This is a genomic window from Caballeronia sp. dw_19 (assembly GCF_018449515.1).
GTDB lineage: Bacteria > Pseudomonadota > Gammaproteobacteria > Burkholderiales > Burkholderiaceae > Caballeronia.
The window spans coordinates 1-23,976 of record NZ_JAAVUQ010000068.1; the positions used below are offsets into that span (position 1 = coordinate 1).

At 60.6% G+C, this 23,976-nt stretch carries 23 protein-coding genes and 2 pseudogenes; 19 read left to right on the forward strand and 6 right to left on the reverse strand.

The annotated features are described in order from the left end of the window. Positions 1 to 111: pseudogene (locus HB376_RS39160) on the reverse strand (IS5/IS1182 family transposase); the annotation flags it as partial. 25 nt (positions 112 to 136) lie between these two features. Continuing rightward, positions 137 to 448 carry an AraC family transcriptional regulator gene (locus HB376_RS39165; RefSeq protein WP_213769055.1) on the reverse strand — a complete coding sequence of 104 codons (312 nt, stop codon included), beginning with the start codon at positions 446 to 448 and terminating at the stop codon, positions 137 to 139. A 229-nt stretch (positions 449 to 677) separates the two neighbouring features. Between HB376_RS39165 and HB376_RS39170 the strand changes: the two genes are divergently transcribed. Continuing rightward, positions 678 to 1,595 (forward strand): SDR family oxidoreductase, encoded by a 918-nt coding sequence (locus HB376_RS39170; protein ID WP_213769056.1) that lies wholly within the window; start codon positions 678 to 680, stop codon positions 1,593 to 1,595. A 4-nt stretch (positions 1,596 to 1,599) separates the two neighbouring features. After that, complete coding sequence (locus HB376_RS39175; RefSeq protein ID WP_213769057.1) at positions 1,600 to 1,965, forward strand: hypothetical protein; 366 nt, start codon at positions 1,600 to 1,602, stop codon at positions 1,963 to 1,965. Positions 1,966 to 2,090: 125 nt separating this feature from the next. Here HB376_RS39175 and HB376_RS39180 read toward each other — a convergent pair whose 3' ends face one another. Next, the gene (locus HB376_RS39180; RefSeq protein ID WP_255631846.1) at positions 2,091 to 3,029 is read right to left on the reverse strand and encodes a LysR family transcriptional regulator; all 939 of its coding nucleotides are present in this window, start codon (positions 3,027 to 3,029) and stop codon (positions 2,091 to 2,093) included. A gap of 94 nt (positions 3,030 to 3,123) precedes the next feature. On the opposite strand from HB376_RS39180, the gene HB376_RS39185 reads away from it, so the two are divergent. The 17 genes and pseudogenes from HB376_RS39185 to HB376_RS39255 all read left to right on the forward strand — a co-directional run bounded on the left by HB376_RS39185 (position 3,124) and on the right by HB376_RS39255 (position 18,756). After that, positions 3,124 to 3,990, forward strand: a complete 867-nt coding sequence (locus HB376_RS39185) for an SDR family oxidoreductase (RefSeq protein WP_213769058.1) — start codon at positions 3,124 to 3,126, stop codon at positions 3,988 to 3,990. An 87-nt stretch (positions 3,991 to 4,077) separates the two neighbouring features. After that, positions 4,078 to 4,602 (forward strand): nuclear transport factor 2 family protein, encoded by a 525-nt coding sequence (locus HB376_RS39190; RefSeq protein WP_213769059.1) that lies wholly within the window; start codon positions 4,078 to 4,080, stop codon positions 4,600 to 4,602. A gap of 144 nt (positions 4,603 to 4,746) precedes the next feature. Beyond that, positions 4,747 to 5,412, forward strand: a complete 666-nt coding sequence (locus HB376_RS39195) for a (2Fe-2S)-binding protein (protein ID WP_213769060.1) — start codon at positions 4,747 to 4,749, stop codon at positions 5,410 to 5,412. Continuing rightward, positions 5,409 to 6,386, forward strand: a complete 978-nt coding sequence (locus tag HB376_RS39200; protein WP_213769061.1) for a xanthine dehydrogenase family protein subunit M — start codon at positions 5,409 to 5,411, stop codon at positions 6,384 to 6,386. The genes HB376_RS39195 and HB376_RS39200 overlap by 4 nt, the downstream gene beginning before the upstream one ends. Beyond that, on the forward strand, positions 6,383 to 8,623 hold the full coding sequence (locus HB376_RS39205; protein ID WP_213769062.1) for a xanthine dehydrogenase family protein molybdopterin-binding subunit: 2,241 nt from the start codon (positions 6,383 to 6,385) through the stop codon (positions 8,621 to 8,623). The genes HB376_RS39200 and HB376_RS39205 overlap by 4 nt, the downstream gene beginning before the upstream one ends. A 96-nt stretch (positions 8,624 to 8,719) precedes the next feature. Then, positions 8,720 to 9,568, forward strand: a complete 849-nt coding sequence (locus HB376_RS39210) for an oxidoreductase (RefSeq protein ID WP_346730665.1) — start codon at positions 8,720 to 8,722, stop codon at positions 9,566 to 9,568. Positions 9,569 to 9,601: 33 nt separating this feature from the next. Then, a complete protein-coding gene (locus HB376_RS39215) occupies positions 9,602 to 10,441 on the forward strand; it encodes an SDR family oxidoreductase (protein WP_213769064.1) in 840 nt (279 codons plus the stop codon). Between the two features lie 62 nt (positions 10,442 to 10,503). Then, positions 10,504 to 11,244: an SDR family oxidoreductase gene (locus HB376_RS39220; protein ID WP_213769065.1), complete on the forward strand. Its 741-nt coding sequence runs from the start codon at positions 10,504 to 10,506 to the stop codon at positions 11,242 to 11,244. 148 nt (positions 11,245 to 11,392) lie between these two features. After that, the gene (locus tag HB376_RS41575; protein WP_255631847.1) at positions 11,393 to 11,704 is read left to right on the forward strand and encodes a CoA transferase; all 312 of its coding nucleotides are present in this window, start codon (positions 11,393 to 11,395) and stop codon (positions 11,702 to 11,704) included. A gap of 20 nt (positions 11,705 to 11,724) precedes the next feature. Continuing rightward, entirely contained in the window at positions 11,725 to 12,042 is a 318-nt protein-coding gene (locus HB376_RS41580; RefSeq protein ID WP_255631848.1) for a CoA transferase, read from the forward strand. Positions 12,043 to 12,064: 22 nt separating this feature from the next. Further along, positions 12,065 to 12,337 carry a CoA transferase gene (locus tag HB376_RS41585; protein ID WP_255631849.1) on the forward strand — a complete coding sequence of 91 codons (273 nt, stop codon included), beginning with the start codon at positions 12,065 to 12,067 and terminating at the stop codon, positions 12,335 to 12,337. A 356-nt stretch (positions 12,338 to 12,693) separates the two neighbouring features. Beyond that, entirely contained in the window at positions 12,694 to 13,332 is a 639-nt protein-coding gene (locus HB376_RS39230) for an EF-hand domain-containing protein (RefSeq protein WP_213769066.1), read from the forward strand. Positions 13,333 to 13,559: 227 nt separating this feature from the next. Continuing rightward, positions 13,560 to 13,778, forward strand: a pseudogene (locus HB376_RS39235) (sigma 54-interacting transcriptional regulator); the annotation flags it as partial. 3 nt (positions 13,779 to 13,781) lie between these two features. Then, on the forward strand, positions 13,782 to 14,711 hold the full coding sequence (locus tag HB376_RS39240; RefSeq protein WP_213769068.1) for a LysR substrate-binding domain-containing protein: 930 nt from the start codon (positions 13,782 to 13,784) through the stop codon (positions 14,709 to 14,711). A gap of 122 nt (positions 14,712 to 14,833) precedes the next feature. After that, the gene (locus tag HB376_RS39245) at positions 14,834 to 16,546 is read left to right on the forward strand and encodes an L-lactate permease (protein WP_213769069.1); all 1,713 of its coding nucleotides are present in this window, start codon (positions 14,834 to 14,836) and stop codon (positions 16,544 to 16,546) included. 60 nt (positions 16,547 to 16,606) lie between these two features. After that, complete coding sequence (locus tag HB376_RS39250; RefSeq protein ID WP_213769070.1) at positions 16,607 to 17,776, forward strand: CaiB/BaiF CoA-transferase family protein; 1,170 nt, start codon at positions 16,607 to 16,609, stop codon at positions 17,774 to 17,776. Further along, positions 17,773 to 18,756, forward strand: coding sequence for a CoA ester lyase (locus tag HB376_RS39255; protein WP_346730666.1), 984 nt, complete (start codon positions 17,773 to 17,775; stop codon positions 18,754 to 18,756). The genes HB376_RS39250 and HB376_RS39255 overlap by 4 nt, the downstream gene beginning before the upstream one ends. Before the next feature lie 290 nt (positions 18,757 to 19,046). On the opposite strand, the gene tldD is transcribed toward HB376_RS39255, so the two are convergent. Genes tldD through HB376_RS39270 form a run of 3 tightly spaced genes read right to left on the reverse strand, consistent with a single transcriptional unit; the run spans position 19,047 to position 23,246 of the window. Further along, complete coding sequence (gene tldD, locus HB376_RS39260) at positions 19,047 to 20,519, reverse strand: metalloprotease TldD (RefSeq protein WP_213769071.1); 1,473 nt, start codon at positions 20,517 to 20,519, stop codon at positions 19,047 to 19,049. 19 nt (positions 20,520 to 20,538) lie between these two features. Beyond that, positions 20,539 to 21,927, reverse strand: a complete 1,389-nt coding sequence (gene pmbA, locus HB376_RS39265; RefSeq protein ID WP_346730667.1) for a metalloprotease PmbA — start codon at positions 21,925 to 21,927, stop codon at positions 20,539 to 20,541. A gap of 17 nt (positions 21,928 to 21,944) precedes the next feature. Next, entirely contained in the window at positions 21,945 to 23,246 is a 1,302-nt protein-coding gene (locus HB376_RS39270) for a thioredoxin domain-containing protein (RefSeq protein ID WP_213769073.1), read from the reverse strand. Positions 23,247 to 23,976 lie beyond the last annotated feature (730 nt).

The window sequence follows — 23,976 nt, forward strand, 5'->3', positions numbered from 1 at the left end:
CGCTGCGTTGACCATCTTGCGAATCGAGCGCAGCGGATGATCTGCTGGAACAAAGTCCTCCAGCTTACGCAAGGTGAATAGATTCTCGGTAAAGGTATCGGCGCCGCGCATCGCGTCTCTCAGTTGGGGGGCTTTACTAACAACGTTTGAACTGACCTTTTGGGTGACTTCGGAGTGAGGTATTTCCGCAGCCTGCTAAAGCGGGAACCTCGATGCTGACCACCAGGCCCTGCAGGGCGCGATAGTGGAAGACCTGCTCGCCGAAGACGATCTGCTTGGCGCCCTGCGCCACCACGCAAAGCGAAGGTTTGTACAACATGCGCTGCGGCAGCACCTGTTGTGTGGATCGTAGCAGCGTCAGGCCAGCGGCGGGTGTCGGAAAGGCCGCATTGCCGCCGCCGTGTCGATCGGCATAGCGGGCGATGGCAGTGGCGATTTGAGCGTTCATGAGGGCTCCAATTCAGTCGGAGTACATGCCAGCTTGCCAGAAAATCGCCAAGTAAAACTATCTTGATTCATCAGGAATTGTAGGAATGGGCATGAAATTCATCAGTTTTGACAAGTTTTTGCCGAGGCGCTGAATTTATCGTCACTCGTCGACGGGCTGGCAAACTGGCCCCGTCGTGAATGGCGCTGTGGATGCGCCGCACGGTAAATCCAGTCAACGGGAGTCCTGTATGGCAAAGACCTGGACCAGTTCCGATATCCCCTCGCAGCAGGGACGTTCGGTCGTCGTAACCTGCACCGGCGGGCTAGGGTTCGAAGACGCCAAGGCCCTGGCCCAAGCGGATGTTGAGGTCATCATCGCCGGCCGCAACCCTACGAAGGGTCAGGAGGCCGTGGCCCATATTCGCCAGGCGGTGCCCACCGCCAACGTCCGATTCGAAATGCTGGATCTGGCAAGCCTGGAATCGATCGCTGCTTTCGGGGAACGGCTTCGTTCACAGCGCAGCAATCTGGATGTGCTGATCAACAATGCCGGCGTGATGACGCCGCCAACGCGAAGAACGACTGGCGACGGTTTCGAGCTTCAGTTCGGCACCAACTATCTGGGCCATTTCGCACTGACCGCCGCGTTGCTGCCGCTCCTGCGCAAGGGGGCCGGCTCGCGGGTCATTACGTTATCGAGTATTGCTGCCCGCGATGGCCAGATCCATTTCGATGACCTGCAAGCCGAACGCGGTTACAAGCCGATGCCTGTGTATGCCAAGTCCAAGCTGGCCTGCCTGATGTTCGCCTTCGAGTTGCAGCGTCGCAGCGATGCGGCAGGCTGGGGCATCCAGAGCATTGCCGCTCATCCCGGCATCTCCCGTACCGACTTGCTGCCTAACGGCGCGGCCACCCGGAGCACTTTCGGAATTGCGCGCCGTTTTCTATGGTTCCTGTTCCAGCCCGCTGCTCAAGGCGCATTGCCGACGCTGTTTGCCGCCACGTCGCCACAGGCGGACCCGGGTCGATATTACGGTCTCGACCAAATGAGCGAAACGCGCGGCTATCCCGCGCTCGCCAAGCCGCCAGCCCAATCGCTCGACCTGAACGTTGCCAAGAAGCTATGGGACGTCTTGTTGAAACTCAGCGCCACACGCTTCGGGTAACCCAATGCATCGGATACTTGTTTATGTCGCCTTCGGCTGGCTTGCACTCGGTGGCGTCCTGCATTTCGGCGTCGACGTTGCATCCCAATATCTGCGCGGTAAGCGTTCCCCAAGTTTGGAAACGACGCTGTACTACGGACTGAACACGGCCTTCGCCTTTGGTCAGGTCCTGTTCGGATTACTGTGCCTCTGGCTGGCTTGGCGCGCCCTGGAAACGTTCAAACTCAAGCCGGTCATTGCCCTGTGTCTAGCAGCCGCCGCCGGCTGGTTGGGTATCACTTTCGGCTTCATGGAATATTGGGAGCCGAAGATGAGCGCCTCCATTTTCGTCGTCTTGGTGTTGGCCGTGGCGGTGGCGGCCTGGCCTTGAGGCAATTCCGAGAACGCTTTGCTGACTCAAGCCGCAAGTTCCTTATCGTGTCAATATCGACGCTAACCGGGAGAGGCTGATGCCGAGGGATCACACGTGGGTGCCGCAATCTCCACAGAACTCATCTACTTGGACCCCAGCCCTTTCCGCTTCGCCATATCAATGAACGCGCGCAGCTTGGGTTGCGCCTGGGTCCTGGCCGGAAAATAGAGGTACAACCCGGTCGTCGGGCGGATGTAATCCCGCAACACCGACTGGAGACGACCCGTGGCCAGGTCCTCGGCCGCCTCAAGGTCGGACACATAGGCAAGGCCCAATCCCTGACGAGCGAACGACAATAGCGACGCGCGTTCATTGACGACGATCCGTCCTGTCATGTCCACGATGAAGTCGCGGTCTCGCCGGTTGAACTCCCACCGGTGTCGTTGTCCTGACGTGATGAAGCGATAGAGGATGCCTTCATGTTGAGTCAGTTCCTCGGGTTTCCGAGGCCGACCAGCCCGCGCGAAGTAAGCAGGCGAACCGACCACGGACCAACGGAGTTCGGGCGTGAGCTTCACGGCGACCATATCCTTCTCAACCGTCTCCCCTAGGCGAATTCCCGCGTCATAAAGCCCGCTCGCGAGATCCACCGTTCCCTCGTCGATTGACAGTTCCAGCGTGACATCGGGGTAGGTGCGGCAATACTCCGGAACAATCGGCTCAACGAGCAGCATCATTGCGGTGCGAGTCATGGTCAGACGCAGGGTGCCTGTCGGGCGCGTCTGGTAATTCGAGAGATGTGTCAGCGCATCGCCGATTTCGGCGGTTGCTGGCTGTAAACGCTCGAACAGCGCAGCGCCAGGCTCCGTCAAGACGACGCTACGCGTTGTTCGCTGGAACAGCACGACGCCGTGTCGCTGTTCAAGCTGCTGGATGGCCTTGCTGACTGCGGTGGATGAGATGTTCAAATCGAGCGCTGCCCGCGTGAAACTCAAGCGTTTAGCGACGGCAAGAAACGGAATGATCCCGTCAAACTGATCTCTTTCCATAAGGCAACTATAAACCTCAGGTTGATAAGTCATCCCATTTTAATCAGTTTTTCAGTTCAATTGTGCGGTGTAACCTCATCTCTCATCGCGCGGCTATTGGCGCTCTCACTGCAAGGAGGATGGAGCTATGACCGTCCGTACCTGGTTCATTACAGGCGTGAACAGAGGCTTCGGCCGGCTTATGACGGAACGGCTTCAGGAGCGCGGCGATCGCGTTGCCGGCACTGCCCGCAAGATGGATTCGCTGATCGACCTGAAAGAGAAACACGGTGAGCAGCTCCTGCTCCAGCCCCTTGATCTGACCGATACCCTTGCGATCCGTGGTGTGGTCGATGCGGCATTCGCGCACTTCGGCCGCATTGACGTTGTGGTCAACAATGCCGGGTACGGCCTGTTCGGTGCGGCAGAGGAAGTGCTGGAAGAGCAGATCGTCCATCAAATCAACACCAATCTCGTCGGATCGATCCAGGTAGTTCGTACGGCTGTGCCGCACCTGCACGCGCAAGGCGGCGGACGCATCCTCCAGATATCAAGCATGGGTGGTCAGATTGCTCTGCCGGGTCTATCGCTTTACCACGCGACGAAATGGGGCATTGAAGGTTTCTTCGAATCCACCATCCAGGACATCCCACCGTTCAACATCCAGGTCACGATCGTCGAACCGGGAAGCGCTCGCACGAATTTCGCATTCGGGAGTGCCGTGATGCCGGAGGCGGTGGGCGCCTACGCTCAGACACCGGCCGGAGACACTCGCCGCATCATCGAAGGCGGCGAATATCAACCCAAGGTCGATCCTGAGAAGGTCGTTCGCGAGATTCTCGCCTCGGTCGAGCGGGAGCCCGCCCCTAAACGTCTTACGCTCGGGATAGATGCCTATACGATGATCAATGCGGCATTAAACGATCGCCTGGCAGCGCTGGAAGCGCAAAAGGATATCGCCTTGTCTGTAGATTTCGACCACCCCGACGGCTCCGATGGTGGCAACGCCCACTGACCGTCTTCTTTTCACGACCCAGATGCAGAGATGCGAAGGCGGAGCGTTCCGCCCCGGTATCTGCGTCAATCAATAAGGAAGTTCACCATGAAAATGATCGAAAAGGGTCGACGTATTGCCCTGTCCCTTGGGGTCGCTGCGATTCTATTCACGCTGTTTTCCGTGCCGCAGGCAATGGCTCAAAGCGGATCGGACGTAACCGCCTCGAACAAACAGAAAGTCGAAGCGGCGCTCACGGCTTGGAGCAATGGAGGTAACGTTCTAAGCGTTCTTTCCGACGATATCAAGTGGACGATTTTCGGCAACTCACTCATTGCGGGGACGACCGTTGGAAAGAATGAGCTAAATGCCAAAATCAACGTACCTTTCGGTGCGCGCTTTGCGCATTCAACTGAGAAATTTCGTCCGATCGAGGTCAAGGGCATTTATGGGGAAGGAGACATGGTGATCGCGCAGTTCGCGGGAAGAGGAATCGCTAACGACGGCAAGCCGTACGTCAACAACTACGCCTGGTTTCTCAAAATGAAAGACGGTTTGGTCATCGAAGGGACAGCATTTTTCGACAGCGTTGCGTTCAACGACCTCTGGACGCGCGTACCCGTCAAGAATTAGTAGTGCGAATGATGGCGTCCTGCGGAGTGGCAAGTATTCGCGGTCCCGATGCGTCGAGCGTCGGGATTGACGCATCGTGTGTCAGGTCAGAGTGACCAATAGACGGATTACCTGCATAACGTAATGGCTTGAAAGGACAACCCCATGTCAGATCGGAAGACTGAACCCGGCGCTTTTGAACAAGATTCCGAAGAGCCTTCACGCCTCTCCTTGTCCAGACGCGAGGCGATTAAGGCCATGGTGACTGGCGCTGGTGCCGCCGCCGTGGCCTCGATACCGGGTGTCGCCACGTCGGGAACCCCACCCGTGGCGCAAGCACCGTCGAATTCTGCTCCCGTTCCCACTACTGTGGTTCGCATGTCGATCAATGGCGAAGCAAAGGCATTGGCCGTAGATCCACGCCAGTCGATTCTCGATGTGCTACGCGAGACGCTTGTCCTGACTGGTACCAAGAAGGGTTGCAACCAAGGTGCCTGCGGTGCCTGCACCGTATTGATCGACGGCAAGCGCGTGAACTCGTGTCTGACGCTGGCAATCATGCACGAAGGCGCGGAAATCCGGACCATCGAAGGGCTCGCGGACGGCGATCGCCTGCATCCCCTGCAACAGGCCTTCATCGAGCACGAGGGGTTCCAGTGCGGCTACTGTACGTCCGGGCAGATCATGTCGGGCGTGGGCTGCATCGCCGAAGGCCATACCCACTCGACCGAAGAAATCAAGTTCTGGATGAGCGGCAATATCTGCCGATGCGGCGCCTATCCAGGCATCGTTGCTGCCGTCTCGGATGCTTCGGGAAAGGGACGAGCATGATGCCGTTCGGATTCGTCAAAGTCGCCAGCGAGGCGGACGCCATCAAGGCGGCCCAGGCTGGGGGACGCTACATCGCCGGTGGAACGACGCTCATCGATCTCATGCGCGAGGAAGTCGAGCGACCAGAGCGACTCGTCGATATTAATGCCTTGCCGCTGAATCAAGTCCGCGTCGATGGCGACACACTGGTCATCGGCGCCTTGTCTCGCATGTCGGAAGTCGCCGTGCATGCTGAAACGCAGCGACTGCAGCCTCTGATCGCTGAAACGTTGATCGAGGGTGCCTCACCCCAACTACGCAATATGGCCTCGATCGGTGGCAACCTGATGCAGCGTGTCCGCTGCCCGTACTTCCGCATGCTTGACGCGCCCTGCAACAAGCGCACGCCGGGCTCGGGCTGCTCGGCGATCGACGGCCTGAACGGCGGTCACGCCATTCTCGGTACGAGCCAGAGCTGCGTCGCGACGCACCCGTCCGACTTGGCCGTTTCCCTCGTCGCGCTGGGTGCGACCATGCGCGTGCGCGGCTCGCGCGGCGAGCGCAGTTTCCCCGTCGAGGATCTCTATCGGCTGCCGAAAGAAACCCCCCACCTGGAGCATACCCTGCGGCCTTCCGAACTCATCCTGGACGTGCGTATTCCTAACGGTCCTTGGTCTCGCACGGCCCGCTACCTGAAGGTTCGCGATCGATCCTCTTATGAGTTTGCACTGGTGTCCGCTGCCGCCGCCCTGCAGATCGACAACGGCATCATCCGGACGGCACGCGTCGCCTGTGGCGGTGTGGGCACCAAGCCATGGCGTATGCATGCGGTGGAAGCGGCTCTCGTTGGCCAGCGGCCACAACGAAGTGTCTTCGAGGCAGCGGCGCAACATGCGACCGCGGGTGCCCGTCCCCTGTCGGGGAATCAATTCAAGGTCGAATTGCTGCCGCGAACCATTACGCGCACGCTTGAAATGGCGGGAGAAGCTACATGAGTACCTCAAATTCCCCTGTGATCGGTCAACCGGTACCGCGCGTCGATGGCCGCCTCAAAGTCACGGGCGGCGCCCGCTACGCGGCTGAGTTCAACCAACCGAACCAGGCTTATGCCGTCATCGTATCCGCCACCATCGGGCTCGGACGAATTACCAGCATCGACAGCGCCCCGGTCATGCGGTTGCCTGGCGTCCTGACGGTGATTAGCCATCTGAATGCACCGCGCCTCGCCTATCAGCCCTACAAGGGCGTAATCGACCCGGGCGTAGGCGAGCGCCTGCATGTCCTGCAAGATGACCAGGTCCGCTTCTTCGGCCAACCGGTCGCCGTGGTCGTCGCTGATTCGCTCGACCATGCTGAGCGCGCCGCGGCGGCGCTGCGCATTCGCTATGCCGCTTCGCGCCCGGTCACGGACATCCATGATCCCCGCGCCGAGCAAGTGATCGCTACGCAGACCGCCGCAGTCAATGCCCGAGTTGCCGCGGACCGTAAACGGGGCAAGGCCGACTCTGCGCTCGCGGCGGCACCGGTGAAGGTCGATGCCGTCTACGAGATGGCACGCGAGAACCATAATCCAATGGAGCCGCATGCAACGGTCGCCGCTTGGCGAGGCGGCAAGCTCACCCTGTGGAGCAAGAGCCAGTATGTCGGCAATGAGCAAGCCGAGATGGCAGCCATTTTCGGCATCGCTCGTGAGAACGTACAGGTTAATTGCCCCTTTGTCGGCGGCGCCTTCGGTACCAGCCTGCGCACTTGGCCGCACGTCACCCTCGCTGCCGTGGCGGCGCGTGAGATCGGTCGCCCGGTGAAACTCGTGCTGACACGCCGCCAGATGTCGTTCACGACCGGCCACCGGCCACGGACGGAGCAGCGCGTCGCGCTCGGCGCCACCGCCGACGGTAAACTCACGAGCATCATCCATGAAGCCTTCGCGGAGACGAGCCGCTACGAGCAGTTCTTCGAGGGCATCACCAACCAGTCCGAGTTTCTCTATTCCTGCCCGAACGTGCGCACCCGCTATCGGATTGTGCCGACGGATACCTCCACCCCAACGCCAATGCGCGCGCCCGGTGAGGCCAGCGGCGCCTACGCGCTTGAATGCGCCATGGACGAGCTTGCCGTCGCACTGAACATTGACCCGATAGAGCTGCGTCGGCGCAACGAGCCGAAGGTGGATGAAAGTTCGGGCCGGCCGTTTTCAAGCCGCTCGCTCTTGCAGTGTCTCGATCTCGGCGCGGAACGCTTTGGCTGGTCGCGCCGCGACCCCGCGCCGGGGTCCATGCGCGATGGTCGACTCCTGATCGGCTGGGGAGTAGCAACCACCACGCGATCGGCTGCTCAAGCGCCATCCGACGCTATCGCACGATTGATGCCGGATGGCACGGTGGAGATCGAGGTGGCAACCGCCGACATGGGGCCCGGCACCTACACGTCAATGACCCAGGTTGCGGCAGACACCCTTGGTCTGCCTATGGACCGGGTGCGCTTCACGCTCGGACGTTCGGATCTGCCGACTGCCCCCTCGCATGGGGGATCGTGGACCATGGCGTCCGTGGGCACGGCGATCCGCGCGGCGTGTCTTGCAGTTCAAGCTGAGGCAGCAAAGCGGGCGATTGCCGATCGCCGATCGCCGCTCTATGGGGCGCCCATCGAACAGCTCGAATGGACAGAAGGGAGGCTGCGACGACGTAGCGATACCGAAGCCGGCGAAACGTACCGCGATGTCGTCGGGAACCAAGGACCGATTCAGTCCAAGGCATCCGCTTCCAGGTCGCCTGACATTGCGAACAAGTTCTCCATGTATGGCTTTGGTGCGTTCTTCGCCGAAGTCTCCGTTGACCCCGATGTGCGCACGGTCAGGGTTCGCCGACTGGTCGGCGTCTATGGCGCGGGCCGGATTATCAATCCGCGGCTTGCGACGAGCCAGTGCATCGGCGGCATGGTCGGCGGTATCGGGCAGGCATTGATGGAGCGCACTGTGCTCGATCCGCGCAACGGGCGGCCGGTCAATGCGCACATGGCCGATTACCTGGTGCCGGTGAATCTTGATATTGGTTCGCTCGAAACGCACTTCCTTGAAGAGCAGGATTCCATCGTCAATCCTCTTGGCGCCAAGGGAATAGGCGAGTTGTCGATCGTCGGGGTTGCTCCCGCCATCGCTAACGCCGTCTACCACGCAACCGGCAAGCGTGTTCGCGAGCTACCCATTCGCATCGAAAACCTTCTGGAAGCATGAGGCTGCACCAGACCCCCATCCTCAACCCTAATCGGAGACCTAACAATGGTAGCGCTTGGTGCAAACACGGCATCAAACCCCACGAAGGAACCGCCGTTGTCGCCAGTCTGGTTCATCACCGGTTGCTCGACCGGTCTCGGCCGTGCCTTAGCCCAGGCCGTGATCGACCGTGGCTGGCGCATCGTCGTGACGGCACGCCAGCCGAGCCAAATCCAAGACCTGATCGACGGCCACGAGGAAAATGCCGTGGCGGCGAAGCTCGACGTGACGATCAGCGAGGACATCGTTGCTGCCGTGAAGATTGCTGAAGAACGCTTCGGACGCGTTGATGTGCTCGTGAACAATGCCGGTTACGGCTACCGCTCGACTATCGAGGAAGGCGAGGACGATGAGATCCGCAGGCAGTTCGAGACCAATGTCTTCGGGCTGATCGAAACGATCCGTGCGGTCCTTCCCGGTATGCGCACCCGCCACAGCGGACATGTCGTCAATGTCTCCTCGATCGGGGGCCTCATCGGCTTTCCAGGCACCGGATACTATTCAGCCACGAAGTTTGCCGTTGAGGGGCTGTCGGAGGCACTCGCCGTCGAATGTAAGCCCTTCGGCGTGAACGTGACGATCGTCGAGCCTGGCCCATTCAGGACCGACTTCTCTGACCGCTCGATCGTCGAATCCGCCGCCGTGATCGGAGACTATGCGCCGACTGCCGGCCGGCAACGGGAACAGTTGCGCCAGGGCGCAGGCAAGCAGCCGGGCGACCCGGCGCGCGCGGCCGAAGCGATCATTGCTGCCGTCACGGCCGCAGACCCGCCGCTGCGCCTTCTTCTCGGAGCCAGAGCGCTCAGGACAGCCTACGGCAAGCTCGACACCGTGCGAGCGAATTTCGATACCTGGACCGCGACGACCCTCGGGGCCGACTTCCCGGAGTTTCAGCAAGGCCGCTGAGCACATTCTCATTCATTTCAGAAAGGACGACACATGACTACCAAGACCTGGTTCATCACAGGAACATCATCTGGCTTCGGGCGCCTCCTTACGGAAAAGCTGTTGGAGCGCGGCGACCGCGTGGCCGCCACCTTGCGCAAGCCAGCAGCGCTCGACGATCTCAAGCATAAGTATGGCGACAAGCTCTGGATCGAGGTTCTCGACGTCACAGACCATTTCGCGATCCGCCGCGTCGTCGACAAGGCATTTGCAGAACTCGGCCACATCGAAGTCATCGTGAACAACGCCGGCTACGCGGTCTTTGGTGCAGCGGAAGAACTCACTCATGAGCAGATCCGGCACGAACTCGACACAAACCTCATCGGCTCGATTGAGGTCACACAGGCAGTCCTTCCCCATCTAAGGGCTCAAGGCGGCGGCCGTATCCTGCAGGTGTCGTCAATGGGTGGGCAAATTGGTCTGCCGGCATTGTCGATTTATCACGCCAGCAAATGGGGCATCGAAGGCTTCGTCGAGTCCGTCATCCCGGAAGTCTCGTCGTTTGGCATTGAGATGACTCTTGTCGAACCCGCCGGTGCCAACACCAATTTCGCACACGGGAGCATGGTCCACGCCACTCCGTCCGCAGTCTACGATGACACGCCTGCCGGCGCTTGGCGGAAGGCGCGCGCTGCTGGTGACTACCATCCGACACTCGATCCGGAAAAGGTGGTCGCGGCGATGATCGACAGCGTGGAGCAGAGCCCTGCGCCGAAGCGCCTCACGCTCGGTAGCAACGCCTATAAGCTTGTCCACAAGGCTCTGACCGAACGGCTCGCAACGCTTGAGTCGCAGAAGGACCTTGCTCTGGGTTCAGACTACGACACGCCCTGAGAGCCAGTTGCCCCGCCCAAGTTTCCAAATCAGAGCATGTAGCTCCATCAAGGAATTTTGTAATGACGATTTCCGTTCAAGATAAGGTCGTCGCCATCACTGGCGCGAGCAGCGGTATTGGCGAGGCTGCCGCCCGCGTTCTGGCACAAGCCGGTGCGAAAGTTGTTCTCTGCGCCCGCCGTACCGATCGCCTCGACAAGATTGTCGGCGAGATCAAGGTCGCGGGCGGACAGGCCATCGCCCGTCCGCTCGATGTGACGAATCGCGAGGACGCCAAGGCTTTCGTCAATGCCGCAGTCGAGGAATTCGGCCGCCTCGATGTTCTCGTGAACAATGCCGGGGTCATGCTGGTAAGCCCACTTGCCGAACTGAAAATCGACGATTGGGATCAGATGATCGATGTCAACATCAAGGGCGTGCTTTACGGCATTGCCGCGGCGCTACCCGTGATGCGAGAGCAGAATAGTGGGCACGTCATCAACGTCTCCTCCGTCGCCGGCCACCGCGTGGGCCCAGCCACTTCCGTCTATAGCGGGACCAAATGGGCCGTCCGCGCAATCTCCGAGGGGTTTCGCCAGGAGGCGGGCGCAAGCATTCGCAGCACGATCATCTCTCCTGGTGCCGTCCTGACAGAATTGCCGGACCACATCAGCAGCGCGGCGATCAAAGAAGCGGCAAAGGCGATGTATGCGACTGCGATCAGTGCCGACGCGATCCCGAACGCCATCCTCTACGCGATCGAACAGCCGGCCGATGTTGACGTGAATGAGATCCTCATTCGTCCGACCGCTCAACAAAGCTGAAATCCCCACCACCCGAACGCCACTGTGCCCCTCTTCAGAAGGAGCACGGTTCTCTATCGATTGGAATTCACATGACTCAGAAAATATGGTTCATCACCGGCACCTCTCGTGGCTTTGGCCGGATACCCGCGTCGATACAGATGACTTCATGCAACGCGGACGCCGTGTCGTACCGCTCGATCTGCCCCCCTCCGATCGCGATACCGCGCTTGAGCTTGTTGGACATGCTGACATCGTGCTCGAAGGCAGCCGTCCAGGCGTAATGGAAAAGCTCGGGCTCGGTCCCGACGTTTGCCTCGCACGCAATCCGCATCTGGTATTTGCGCGGATGACGGGCTGGGGCCAGACTGGCCCGCTCGCCGCCGCTGCGGGGCACGACATCAATTACATCGCGCTCGCTGGCGCACTGGATGCGAGCGCCCCCCAAATGGCGCGCCGGTGCCCCCGCTTAACCTCATAGGCGACTATGGGAGCGGCGCAATGTTTCTCGCGTTCGGCGCGCTGTGCGCGTTGTGGGAGGCTCGCAATAGCAGCCAAGGTCAGGTAGTTGACACGGCGATGGTCGACGGCACAGCCACACTGATGTCGCTGTTCTGCAAACTGCGTGGGCTGGGTCAATGGAACGAAGCACGTGGCACCAATTCACTCGACGGCGGCGCACCGTGGTACGGCACGGACCGGGCATCGGATGACCGTTACATTGCAGTCGGCGCAATCGAAGAGCCGTTCTGGCAAGCGCTGATGTCGGGGCTCGAGATCGTCCCCCACAGTCTGCCGCCGCGCTCCGACCGCGCGTAACTGGTCCACGATCCGCACCGCGTTGGCAGAGCGCTTCGCGAGCCGCACGCGAGACGGGTGGGCCGCGCACTTCTGGGGTTCCGACGCGTGCGTGAGCCCGGTGCTGGGCTTGCACGAGGCCGCAGCGCACGAGCATATGACCGCGCGTCAAACCTATCTCATCGACGGCAAGGCGCTGCATCCGGCGCCGGCGCCGCGCTTTAGCCGTACGCCAGCGTTCGCCGCAGGGGCTGCGGATTTCAGTAGCAGGGATGCCGTGCTCGAAGCGTGGCGAGAAGACCCCGTGAAGCGTTGAGTTCTATGACAAAACCTGCTGCGCCACTAACGTCGATAACAGATGCGAAGTGGCCATACGGCTTCCCGTCGTGACCAGCGAGCGCCCCATTTTCGGCAGACCTGGAACGGATCGGTGCGTGCCAACCTGTTTTGTACCTTGATACTGATGACAAATTCGCTGCGCTGTCCGTCTCTGTCGCGAGAGCACAATCGTTCTAAAGTCGTGCCGGAATTTTGCCGTTAGAGTATGGGGACCTCTTGCATTTTTTTCGCCGGAAAAGGTGCCGATATGTTCGCCGCAAGTGCGCTCGCTATCCGTCACTCACAGCCTGCACCGAATCGCATTACGTACGCTATATCAAACCAGGAGCTTTCATGACAATTTCAAACGTCGGCAGCGACAACACCCATTTTACTCAGGCCGGTACCACCGGGCAGCAGGAAATCGCGGCCGCGGCAACGAACTCGAGCTCCGCCCCGAACAGCGGTTCGGGTGACTCTGCGACTACGACCAATGGCGACGTCACCGAAGCATCATCCACGGTCACTCTAAGCGCAGGCGCGCAAGTGATCGCTGGACTAAACGCTCAGGGGATCTCATTCGCGGTCAGCAGTTTGTCGATCCCAGTGGGCATGACCGATTCCGCAGAGATCGCGAAAACCGTTGCTGAACAAGCCCGGCAGAACTCGACACGCCCCTTCGATGAAACATCCCACAAGTATGTCGGCGCGATCTCGCAGTCCGGCCTAGAAACTGCGGTGGAAAACTTTGGCGGCAGCCACTCATCGGCTAACATCCTCTTCACGGACCTCGACACGAATGGCGACGGCTCGGTCTCGGATTCGGAACTCTATACGGCTCTCGGTAACACCAAATCCGATCCGAGCAGTGCGACCTCGCAGGCGTTGATGCATCTCATGGACACCAACGATGACGGTTCGGTGAACATGACGGAATTCGCCAACGTCGAGGTGGCATTGACCAACGCGGAAAAATCCACCTCCGGTAACTAAGCGACTGTGCCTTAGCGGTAAGTATTGGATCGAAGGAGACAGGCATGATGCCGCTTCCCCTGAGACGTGGAGGCGAGCAGCGTAGTTTATTGGGTGATGACGGGTCCGCCGACATCTCGGGTCGGCATGCCTATCTATAGGACAGCGCTTTCGCCTACGCCTCGTGCGTCATACACAGTGCTAATTCACGGCGCGCGCAGCGTGTTGACGCACACAAAGGCGCCAAGTCTAACGGTGGCACATTGTTTCTCGATGAGATCGGCGAGATGCCGCTCGACCTGCAACCGCACCTTCTGCGTGTACTTGAACAGAGCGAGCTCTACCGGCTGGATGAAAACATACCTCGTAAGGTCAATTCCGACAGGTCGCCGCTACGCAGCGAGGTGGCCGCAGGACGCTTCCGCATGGACCTCTGCTATCGCAAACGGTCTTATCAACTAAAATAAAGCATGGATATCCGACAGCTCAGGTACTTCGTTGCAATAGTCGACAGGGGCAGCTTCTCGAAGGCGGCCGATCAACTCCGCGTCGCACAGCCATCTCTAAGCCAGCAAGTCGCCGGCCTCGAAGCCGAACTCAAGACGCTCCTGCTGCTGCGCAGCCACCAGGGCGTGCAACCCACCGAGGCCGGCCGCGCGCTTTATCTGCGGGCCCGAGAAGTGATCCGGCAGATGGAGCAAATCCCGCTTGCGATGCGCATGACCGGCATGGAATCCGGGCGTGTTGCGATCGGCTTGCCAACGAGTGTCGCTGTAGTCTTCGCGTTGCCGCTCTTTGAATATACGCGTGGGCATTTTCCTGGCATCCGACTACAGATTGTCGAAGGCATGAGTGGCTATCTGGCAGAACTGATGGCGAACGGTCGGCTCGACATGGCCATCCTGTTCCGCGAATCCGAGACGCGCGGCGTCTCCGTGGCGCCGCTCTTCGAGGAAAGCCTATTCGTCTTCGGGGAAATAGAAGGCATCGGGGGCGCCGAAGACGTGCCGCTGCGACGGCTCGCGAACGTGCCGATGGTGCTGCCGAGCACCGCCAACGGTTTGCGCATTCTGATCGACCGCGCGTTCGCGCGTGAAGGCATTGAGCCCGAGGTTATCGGGGATATCGATTCCCTGCCGACCATGCTCGCTATTGCCCGCAGGGGGAAAGTGGTAACGATCGTCTCGTCCGATGCGTTCGGGCGCCACACAGAGGACGAACACTTGATCCATGCGCTGGTAGGTCCGGAAATTCACCGCCCGGTCGGGCTGTGCGTGCCCAACGCGCTGCCGGTCAGCGCGGCGTCGCTTGCGATCCAGAAGGTCGTGCGCGAGCTGACAGCGGAGCTGATCGGAAGCGGCGTGTGGTCGGGTGTCGTACGGACCGACGAGAACGTATAGGCAAGGCCTATATCCCCTAGTTCAACGCGGTATTTCACGCAGCGTCGTGAAAAGCTTAGATTATCCCCTTCAAGTCCGGCTACAGAGCGGACAGCACGCTCGAACAGAGCTGAGGGAGACATATGTACACCCAAATTTTCGATCCCGTGGCGCACTCGGTCGGCGCTTCCGCGGCGTTCGCCGTGTTGCCCTTGCTGTGTCTTTTCATTCTGCTCGGCCTCCTGCGCATGCAGGCCCGCTGGGCTGCGCTGGCTTCGCTCGCGGTGTCTCTCGCAGTCGCGGTGCTGGCCTATGGCATGCCGGCCGGGCAGGCCGCAAGCGGCGCGCTCGAAGGTGCTGCGATCGGCTTTTTTCCGATCATCTGGATCGGCATCAACGCCATCTGGCTTTTCAAGCTCACTCAGGCAAGCGGCCATGCCGACGTCCTGCGCCGCACACTCGCGCGTGTGAGCGCCGACCAGCGCGTGCAAGCCATTCTGATCGCGTTCTGCTTCGGCGCGCTGCTCGAGGCGCTCGCGGGCGGTGGCGCGCCTGTCGCGATTTGCGCGGTGCTGCTGATTTCGATTGGCGTTGAACCGCTGAAGGCGGCGGCTGTCTGCCTGATTGCTGATACAAGCCCGGTCGCGTTCGGCGCACTCGGCCTGCCGATTACCGTGCTCGCGAAGATCACCAAACTGCCGGTGCATGACATCAGCGTGATGGTAGGACGGCAGGCGCCGCTGCTGTCGCTGTTCATTCCGTTGATCCTCGTTTTCATCATCGACGGGCGGCGCGGGCTGAAGGAAGTGTGGCCGCTCGCGGTGGTCGCGGGCGTCTCGTTCGCGCTCGCGCAGTTCGCGGGTTCGATGCTGCTGCCGGTTGAACTCGTCGATATTGTCGCGGCGCTCGTATGCGCGGCGGCGTCGATCGGCTTCGTGCGGGTGTGGTCTATCGGCACGATCCGCACCGACCTCGCCAAGAGCCGCAATGCGGTGAGCACGACCGGCGAACACTTTGCGATGGCAGGCGGTGCAGCAATGGCCGCGACGATGACAGGCGGCGGTGAGCGTATGCCCCGTCCCGGAAGCACGCCCGCACCCGCCGCAAGGATCGACTCGACCGGCGATATCCTGCGCGCGCTCGCGCCTTATGGCGCGGTGATCCTGGTCGTGGCCCTCGCGCAAGTCGGCTTCATCGGCCATGCGCTGGGCGCCGTGACGTCCAGCTTCCCGTGGCCGGGACTTCATGTCGTCGATCCGAAAGGCGCGGCGGTATCCGCAACCGGCGCGAAGTTCGAATGGCTGCTATCGGCCGGATCGATCGTGCTGATCGCCGGGCTGCTGTCGGTGCCGGTCCTGCGGCTCGGCGCGGGCGTCGCTGTCAGGACCTACATCAAGAACCTGCACGAGCTGCGGTGGGCGGTGTTCACCGTCTGCTGCGTCGTGGGCGTCGCTTATGTCATGAACCTGTCGGGCCAGATCGTCACGCTCGGCATCTGGGCTGCCAAGGCCGGCCCGGCGTTCGCGCCGGTGTCGCCCATCCTCGGCTGGTTCGCCACTGCGCTGACCGGTTCCGATACCTCGGCGAATGCGCTCTTTGGCATGTTGCAGCTTACTACCGCTCATCACACCGGACTCTCCGACATCCTGCTCACGGCGGCCAACACATCTGGCGGGGTGGTCGGCAAGGCGATCTCACCGCAGAACCTCGCAGTCGGCGCGGTAGCAGTCGGCATGATGGGCCGCGAAGGCGTGCTGTTTCGCCGCGTGGTCGGCTGGACGGTGCTGATGATCGCGGCGCTGAGCTTGCTGGTCTATCTGCAGTCCACACCGGTCCTTGGCTGGATGGTGCCTTGATACGACGTGTTCCCGCCCGTGGGTCAGGCACGAAATCAATGAGATTCACGAGGAAAGAAAATGATGAAGCCCCTTGACGACATCACGGTCGTATCGATAGAACAGGCCATCGCCGCGCCGATGGCAAGCCGCCATCTCGCCGACTGGGGCGCGCGCGTGATCAAGATCGAACGGCCCGGCGCCGGTGACTTCGCGCGCAACTACGACCGCGCGATGGACGGCCTGTCGAGCCAGTTTGTCTGGGTGAACCGGTCGAAGGAAAGTCTTGCCATCGATATCAAGACGGAGTCAGGACAGGCGACGCTCGATGCGCTGCTGTCCACGGCTGACGTCTTCATCCAGAATCTCGCACCCGGTGCTGCCAAGCGGCAAGGGCTCGATGCCGGGACGCTCGTGAAGCTCTTCCCGCGGCTCATCGCATGCGATATCTCGGGCTACGGGTCGAACGGTCCGTATAGCGACAAGAAAGCCTACGATCTGCTGGTGCAGTGCGAAACCGGCTTTTTGTCGATCAACGGCACGCCCGAGACGCCGTCGAAGTGCGGCGTTGCAATCGCCGATATCGCGACCGGCATGTATGCGCTCAACGGCATCCTCATGGGCCTGCACCAGCGCGCCCGCACGGGACGCGGCATGGCGTTCGAGGTATCGCTCTTCGATGCACTGACCGAATGGATGAGCTATCCCGCCTATTACACGCGCGGCCGCGGCGAGCCGCTCGTGCGCAGCGGGGCTCGGCACGCCACCATCGCGCCGTACGGTCCGTTTCCGACCGGCGACGGGCAGACCGTTTTCTTCGGTATCCAGAATGAACGCGAGTGGCTCAATTTCTGCGACGTCGTGCTCGGCGATACGACCATTGCCACCGACCCGCGCTACGTCTCGAACACCGTTCGCCTCGCCAATCGCGAGGCCCTCGAGGCGACGATCACGCAGCGGTTCTCGAGCTGGAGCGCCGACGAAGTTCTGGCGCGTCTTGATCGCGCGGCGATCGCCAATGGAAGAATGAACGACGTCGAGACTTTGCTCGAACATCCGCAAGTGCGCGAGCGCAATCGTTATCGGAGTGTCGAGACCGAGAGCGGCCCGCACGACATGTTCCTGCCGCCTGTGATCATTCCAGGCGTTGAACCCGTGATGGGACCGGTGCCGGCAGTCGGCGAGCATACCGACGCGATCCTCGCGGAGCTTGCGAGTGCGCGGGCCACGGCGACCGGGGACGTGTCGTGATCGCCACCCGGACGGTCCTGGCCGTGCCGGGACATCGCTACCGGATGCTCGAATCGGCGGCGGCGAGTGCGGCGGATGCGGTTTTCATCGACCTCGAGGATGCGGTACCGCCGGCACAAAAGGGCGAAGCTTTGAAGCTTGCGGTGCGCGCGCTCGCGGAACTCGATTGGGGCGCCAAGCACCTGATCGTGCGCATCAATGCCCACGAGCGGGGTGTCGATGAACACGAGGTGCGCACGCTCTCGACCGACGCGCCGAGGCTCGATGCGTTGCTGGTGCCGAAGGTGGAGGCGCCCGGAACGGTAGTCCACGTGGCGGCACTCGTGGCACATCGCATCGGGTCCGCGCGCCCGGTCGGAATCGAAGCGCTGATCGAAACGGCGCGTGGCGTGGTCGATGTCGATGCCATTGCCGCATCGAGCCCGGCACTCACGGCGCTGCACTTCGGTGTCGGCGATTTCTCTGCGTCGATTGGCGCGCGCAATGTGGAGATCGGCGGCACGCATCCGGGTTACGCCGTGACCCGCCGTGACGAAGCCGGCAACTATCAGGCCGCACCGCTGGATCTGTGGAGCTATCCCATGATGCGCATCCTGGTTGCGGCGCGCGCGTTCGGACTCCGCGCGATCGATGGCCCCTGTGGTGCGTTTCGCGACCCGATGCTCACGCGTGCCTGGGCGTTGAAAGCGGCGGCAATGGGCTATGACGGCAAGCAGGTGATCCACCCGGACCAGATCTCGCCGACGCTGGAGGCATTCGTGCCAACGCCAGCGGAAGTGGAAGCGGCGCAGCGTACCATCGCGGCGATGGTCGATGCAGAGGCGGCGGGAATGGCGGCGGTGTCGATCGACGGAAAGATGGTCGACTTCGCAAACGTTCGGATGGCTAGGCGGATCATCGCTATGGCCGGACATGAGCGTTCGGGTGCCGAGCCTTTATTACGCAGTGGGCAGATTTTCACTCGGTCCGGAATTGATTAGTCAGCACCGCGTGAGGCGGCTTTATCATGCATGGATACCACTGGTTTGACGAGCTTTCATGCCGCGATGTTCCGACGGATCCGGTAAAAATAGCCGAAATAGCCGAGGCGGCTAATTTTTATAGGATAGCTCATTGAACTGAAAAGATCACGTTCCAAACGGCCGGTATGGCCGTGTCTATGAGGTCGAGCGTCGCGAGATCGAACTGCACCTTGCGAATGCGATGCTGCGCTAATTAAAATTAGTAACAGACGAACCGGAGAGCCCGTTGCAGGAATAGGGCTCTTGCCCTAAGCAGTGCCTCCGACTGTCAGCCCGTCGATTCTGAGGGTCGGCTGTCCGACGCCTACCGGCACGCTCTGCCCTTCCTTGCCGCACACGCCCACACCGCTGTCGAGCGACATGTCGTTGCCAATCATGGTCACACACTTGAGCGACTCCGGACCGCTACCGATCAGCGTCACACCCTTTACCGGATACGTGATCCTGCCGTTCTCGATCATGTATGCCTCGGACGCCGAGAATACGAACTTGCCATTGGTGATGTCGACCTGGCCACCGCCGAAATTCACCGCATACACGCCATTTTTCACTGACGCCAGGATTTCACCCGGGTCCTTGTCGCCGTCGAGCATGTATGTATTGGTCATGCGCGGCATCGGCAGGACAGCGTACGACTCGCGCCGCGCGTTGCCCGTCACGTGCGTCTTCATGAGACGTGCATTCAGTGAATCCTGCATGTAACCTTTAAGGATGCCGTCCTCGATCAACATGGTGCATTGCGTAGGATTGCCTTCGTCGTCAATATTCAGCGAACCACGCCGGTTGGGCAGCGTGCCGTCGTCGACAACCGTCACCCCCTTGGCCGCAATCCGTTCGCCGATGCGTCCCGCAAACGCCGACGATCCCTTGCGGTTGAAGTCGCCTTCCAGACCATGGCCGATCGCTTCGTGCAGCATCACGCCCGGCCAACCCGGTCCGAGTACGACGGTCATCGCACCGGCAGGCGCGGGGCGGGCATCAAGATTCGTCAGAGCAGTATGCACCGCGTCGTCCACATAGCGCGTCAGGATCTCGTCGGAAAATCCGCGGTAGTCAAAACGGCCACCGCCGCCTGCACGGCCGCTTTCCCGCCGGCCACGCTGCTCGGCAATCACGTTGACCGACATGCGCACGAGGGGCCGTATATCAGCGGCGAACATACCGTCACTCCGTGCAATCAATACAACGTCGTGCTCACCCGTCAGGTCCACAGTGACCTGTGTAATCCTCGGGTCCTTGCTTCGTGCCAGTTTCTCAACTCGTTCGAGCAATGTCACCTTCGTGCTGGCGTCCAGCGATTGCAGTGGATTCGACGAGCTGTAAAGCGGGGAAGAGACAGGTGGGAATACACTCGGTCCAACGTCGACACTATGCGCTGCGCCACTGCGGGCGATTGTGCGAGTCATGCTCGCCGCCCGCGCAAGGGCGGGCGCGGAAAGGTCTTCCGTGAATGAAAAAGCGCTCTGGTCGCCGCGCACCGCCCGCACACCCACACCCTGTTGCATGGCGGAGGACGCTGTTTTCACGATGCCCTCCTCCAGATGCCACATCTCCCGATGTCGGCTCTGGAAATACAGGTCAGCAAAGTCCACGCCCTTCACCGAAATTTCGGCAAGCGTACGCGTCAGAAGGGCGTCGTTGAGACCATGCCGTTCGAGGAACTGGTGCCGGGCTACGGCCAGCGCCACATTGGGGCTGCTGCGCTGAGAATTATCGTTCATGGCAACCTCTGGTCAGCATTTAGAGGCCTGCGACGCGCATGCGATCAACGAGGATGGATCCAGTGCGTATGGGCCTGATATGTACGTCGGCGCCCACCGCGACAATGCCTTGCAGCATCTGCCTGAGATTGCCGGCGATCGTGATCTCATGCACCGGATGTTGGATCTGTCCGTTTTCGACCCAGAAGCCTGCGACGCCTCGTGAGTAATCACCAGTGACGAGGTTGACACCTTGCCCCAGCAGATTGGTCACCAGGAGGCCCCGGTCGAGACGTCGGAGCATGGCAGTCAAGTCGTCATCGGACCGGGTAAGAGTGCTCGTCAAATTCATATTGTGGGGACCGCCTGCGAAGCCGGTGCTCGCCATACCGAGCTTCCTGGCCGAATAGCCGGATAAGAAGTAGCCGTTCAGCACACCGTCGCGCACGACATCTCTTGCGACGGTGCGCACGCCTTCACCATCGAATGGAGCGCTCGCCAAACCACTCAGCTCGTGAGGTGTTTCGCTTAGGCGCAAGTGTCCGGCAAGCACAGTCTGACCCAAGCTATCCAGTAAGAAGCTCTGCCTGCGATAAATCAAATCGCCCGAAGCGGCATCGACAAGGGCGCCGATTAAGGATGATGCTACGGGTGCCTCGAACAGTACAGGCCACATGCCGGTAGCTATTCTGCGTGCATCGAGCATGGCGTGCGCCCGCTCGGCGGCACGGCGTCCGATCCGTTCGGGCGCACCCAGTTCGCTCGACTTCCTGCGCACTATTCCCCAATCGCTGCCTTGCATACCGCCTGCATTTCTGGCGATGATGGAGCAGTTGAGCCGATGTAACGAGTGCCTGTATCCGCCTCGGAAACCGCGGGAAGTCGCGAGCGCAAACTGCCCGTGATGGGCGACTACGGAGGCGCCATTGCAATTGACAATGGTCTCGCCAAAATCACGCGCGGCGCTTTCCGCACGCAGCGCCAGTTCAATGGCCTCGTCGGTGGACAGGACCCACGGATGGTAGAGATCCAAGTCGGGGGGAGCAGTTTCTAGCCAGCCGGCTTCAGCGGGCCCGGCGAAGACATCGGCACCGCTGTATTGCGCGATGTGCCACGCAGCCTCCAGGGCCGCCGTCAATGCCGCTGACGACAAGTCAGAGCTCGATGCGGACCCTTTGCGTGCGCCGTTGTACACGGTCAAGGCGACACTCTGGGTGCCGCTGCGCTGCAACGTCTGCGCCCGCGCATTGCGTACGCTGACCGTAAGTTGGTCAGATTCGCTCACGCGCACGACCGCATCGCTAGCACCGCGTTGCAATGCCGCGTCCAACAGGAAGCTTGCAACACCGTCGAGCTTTGCGCGCTCGTGGGCGAAAGGTTCTTGACCAGTCGCGTGAAGTGACGATGGCGCCGCGCCCGGCTCGTCGATAGAAAGCACAGCTATCCTCATGAAGTCTTGGATATCTGACCAAACTGCGTCAGGATGAAGGCAGTCGCCGCCTCAGTGAAGTCGGCAAATATTTTGTTCTGGTGATCCTGCCAGGCGTCGGCGCGCACCCAAAATGCAGGTTCCAGCTCTCTCGCCGCCTCAAGGGACTGCTTTAAACGAGTGATCCATTCCTTTTGCCATTCGGCCAGTGCCTCAGGCGGCTCCTTAACCCGAGGGCCCGTCGCTTCCATCGCTTCCCTGCTACAGTTGGCCTTGATCTCGATCAGCTTCGCTTCTTCCTGATCGCTCCATCCGACAAACGCCTCATAGTCCCGTGCGGCAAGACGCGGTGGGCTTAACAGCAATTGAACGACATTGATGCGCGAAAGCGGCGCACTCACCGGCTCGAACAAGTCAGCAAGATGAGCGGCGCGTCCGGGCAGATCGTTCGAATCGCCCAAATAGGTCTTGACGGGCTGGGTTACGCCGGCCACTGCGATCGCGTCCCGCGCGAGCAACTCCCACGACGCATTGGGACTGTAAGCGGCACTCGCTAACTCCTGCTCGTGCAGCTCGAAAATTCGCGCGAACAGTGCCTGACCCGGGCCTAACTCGACATGCCGTCGAATACCCCAGATTCGGTCGTAAAGCAGCCAGTGAGCAAGCGCCATCTGCGCGTAACCCAAATCAACGCCGATGGGAATCGCCTCGTATAGGGCGACAAGACGCGCCTTAGGTAGCGAGCCGTCTCTCCTGCCAAGTTCATAGAGTATGTCTATGGCCCCTCCCAAGGCTTCGGGCACGCCCAGCGATTCGGCAAAACGGCCGTTCTGACCGGCGGCCATATTCGAGGGTTTGTCATGCACTCCCAGCATGGCCTCGCGCAGACGGTTCAAACATGCGTCCTTGAGCGCCGGATGGCCATGAAAACTCAGCGACGCCGTGACAGTCGGGACCGTTCCGTCCTCAACCACCATGGGCGCCGTGGGGAATGCGCCCACCGCGTTTTCTGCCAGCACACGGACGCGCAAAATTGAAGGCCCACTCGCCCGATCCTGCACTTCACCACCCGCGAATGCCATCAGCGTCGGGATGCTGCGCACGCCAAACAGCTTTTTCGTTTCCGGATGATCGTCGATGTTCAGCTTGACGACGCGCAGCTTGCCGGCGTATTGCTTTGCAAGTGCTTCGAGTTTCGGTGCAAGTGCGAGACAAGGTGCGCACCACGGGGCCCAAAAATCTAGCAACACAGGAAGCTCGGATTGCAATACGTCGATATCGAACGTGGCATCCGTGGTTTCGAAAATCAGATCACTCATCAACAAGTTCCTCATGAATCGTGGATAGAACGCGTGAAGCGCTCTAGCGCACTGCATTTAAGCAGGCAGAGCTCGAACCCTAGCCGTGGCGACGACTCAGCGACTGCTTCCGCGCTGCGGCGAAGTGAGACACTGGGTATGAGCAACCCTGAGAAAGCGGCGGATATTCAGTTGTTACATTCGTTGTTCTTCTCTCGGTCCTACACGCTTGTAGTTTTGCCGAGTAACGGACAATCCGGGCCCTACAGCAGCGCTCGCAAAATTCCAAGCTCAATTGTTCGGCCGCCGCAGTGGCAAACGCGTCGCGTTCGGTGAACTCCAAGAAACTTCGAAGCGATGTTGTATCAGCGATCGACGTGTAGAACTTCCATATGAGCGCGGAACTGCGCCGGGACGCTTTCTTTCCAAGATTTCAAACCTGCTCCTTGCCTGTCGATCTCAAAATTCCCCGTAGTCGAAAGCAGATCTACTCCCGTTGCGTTACTTCGAATCGGATCACGCCCCTCCTCGTTTGCACGCCATCTACGTGGTTCCGTCGCCGCCATAGTGTCAACACGTGCATGATCAAAACGCCACATCCGAACCCGCACCCTGCATGGATCAAGAACAGCATGCTTTTCGGTTCCGGTTAAAAATGTCGCGTTGTTGTCCGCGATTGACCGCACTTCAGTCGTGCTAGCGCTTGCGCGGTACACAATGCTGACGGAGAAAACTGCTTACTGGGCCTTAA

What these genes read in the sequence shown, in the direction of transcription:
- HB376_RS39220 (WP_213769065.1), top strand. Translation starts at nt 10,504, where the DNA reads ATGACGATTTCCGTTCAAGATAAGGTCGTCGCCATCACTGGCGCGAGC.
- HB376_RS39200 (WP_213769061.1), top strand. Translation starts at nt 5,409, where the DNA reads ATGATGCCGTTCGGATTCGTCAAAGTCGCCAGCGAGGCGGACGCCATC.
- HB376_RS39175 (WP_213769057.1), top strand. Translation starts at nt 1,600, where the DNA reads ATGCATCGGATACTTGTTTATGTCGCCTTCGGCTGGCTTGCACTCGGT.
- HB376_RS39195 (WP_213769060.1), top strand. Translation starts at nt 4,747, where the DNA reads ATGTCAGATCGGAAGACTGAACCCGGCGCTTTTGAACAAGATTCCGAA.
- HB376_RS39170 (WP_213769056.1), top strand. Translation starts at nt 678, where the DNA reads ATGGCAAAGACCTGGACCAGTTCCGATATCCCCTCGCAGCAGGGACGT.
- HB376_RS39185 (WP_213769058.1), top strand. Translation starts at nt 3,124, where the DNA reads ATGACCGTCCGTACCTGGTTCATTACAGGCGTGAACAGAGGCTTCGGC.
- HB376_RS39165 (WP_213769055.1), bottom strand. Translation starts at nt 448, where the DNA reads ATGAACGCTCAAATCGCCACTGCCATCGCCCGCTATGCCGATCGACAC.
- HB376_RS39215 (WP_213769064.1), top strand. Translation starts at nt 9,602, where the DNA reads ATGACTACCAAGACCTGGTTCATCACAGGAACATCATCTGGCTTCGGG.
- HB376_RS39180 (WP_255631846.1), bottom strand. Translation starts at nt 3,029, where the DNA reads ATGACTTATCAACCTGAGGTTTATAGTTGCCTTATGGAAAGAGATCAG.
- tldD (WP_213769071.1), bottom strand. Translation starts at nt 20,519, where the DNA reads ATGAACGATAATTCTCAGCGCAGCAGCCCCAATGTGGCGCTGGCCGTA.
- HB376_RS39205 (WP_213769062.1), top strand. Translation starts at nt 6,383, where the DNA reads ATGAGTACCTCAAATTCCCCTGTGATCGGTCAACCGGTACCGCGCGTC.
- HB376_RS41580 (WP_255631848.1), top strand. Translation starts at nt 11,725, where the DNA reads ATGTTTCTCGCGTTCGGCGCGCTGTGCGCGTTGTGGGAGGCTCGCAAT.
- HB376_RS39270 (WP_213769073.1), bottom strand. Translation starts at nt 23,246, where the DNA reads ATGAGTGATCTGATTTTCGAAACCACGGATGCCACGTTCGATATCGAC.
- HB376_RS39250 (WP_213769070.1), top strand. Translation starts at nt 16,607, where the DNA reads ATGATGAAGCCCCTTGACGACATCACGGTCGTATCGATAGAACAGGCC.
- HB376_RS41575 (WP_255631847.1), top strand. Translation starts at nt 11,393, where the DNA reads ATGCAACGCGGACGCCGTGTCGTACCGCTCGATCTGCCCCCCTCCGAT.
- HB376_RS39190 (WP_213769059.1), top strand. Translation starts at nt 4,078, where the DNA reads ATGAAAATGATCGAAAAGGGTCGACGTATTGCCCTGTCCCTTGGGGTC.
- HB376_RS39245 (WP_213769069.1), top strand. Translation starts at nt 14,834, where the DNA reads ATGTACACCCAAATTTTCGATCCCGTGGCGCACTCGGTCGGCGCTTCC.
- HB376_RS39240 (WP_213769068.1), top strand. Translation starts at nt 13,782, where the DNA reads ATGGATATCCGACAGCTCAGGTACTTCGTTGCAATAGTCGACAGGGGC.
- HB376_RS39230 (WP_213769066.1), top strand. Translation starts at nt 12,694, where the DNA reads ATGACAATTTCAAACGTCGGCAGCGACAACACCCATTTTACTCAGGCC.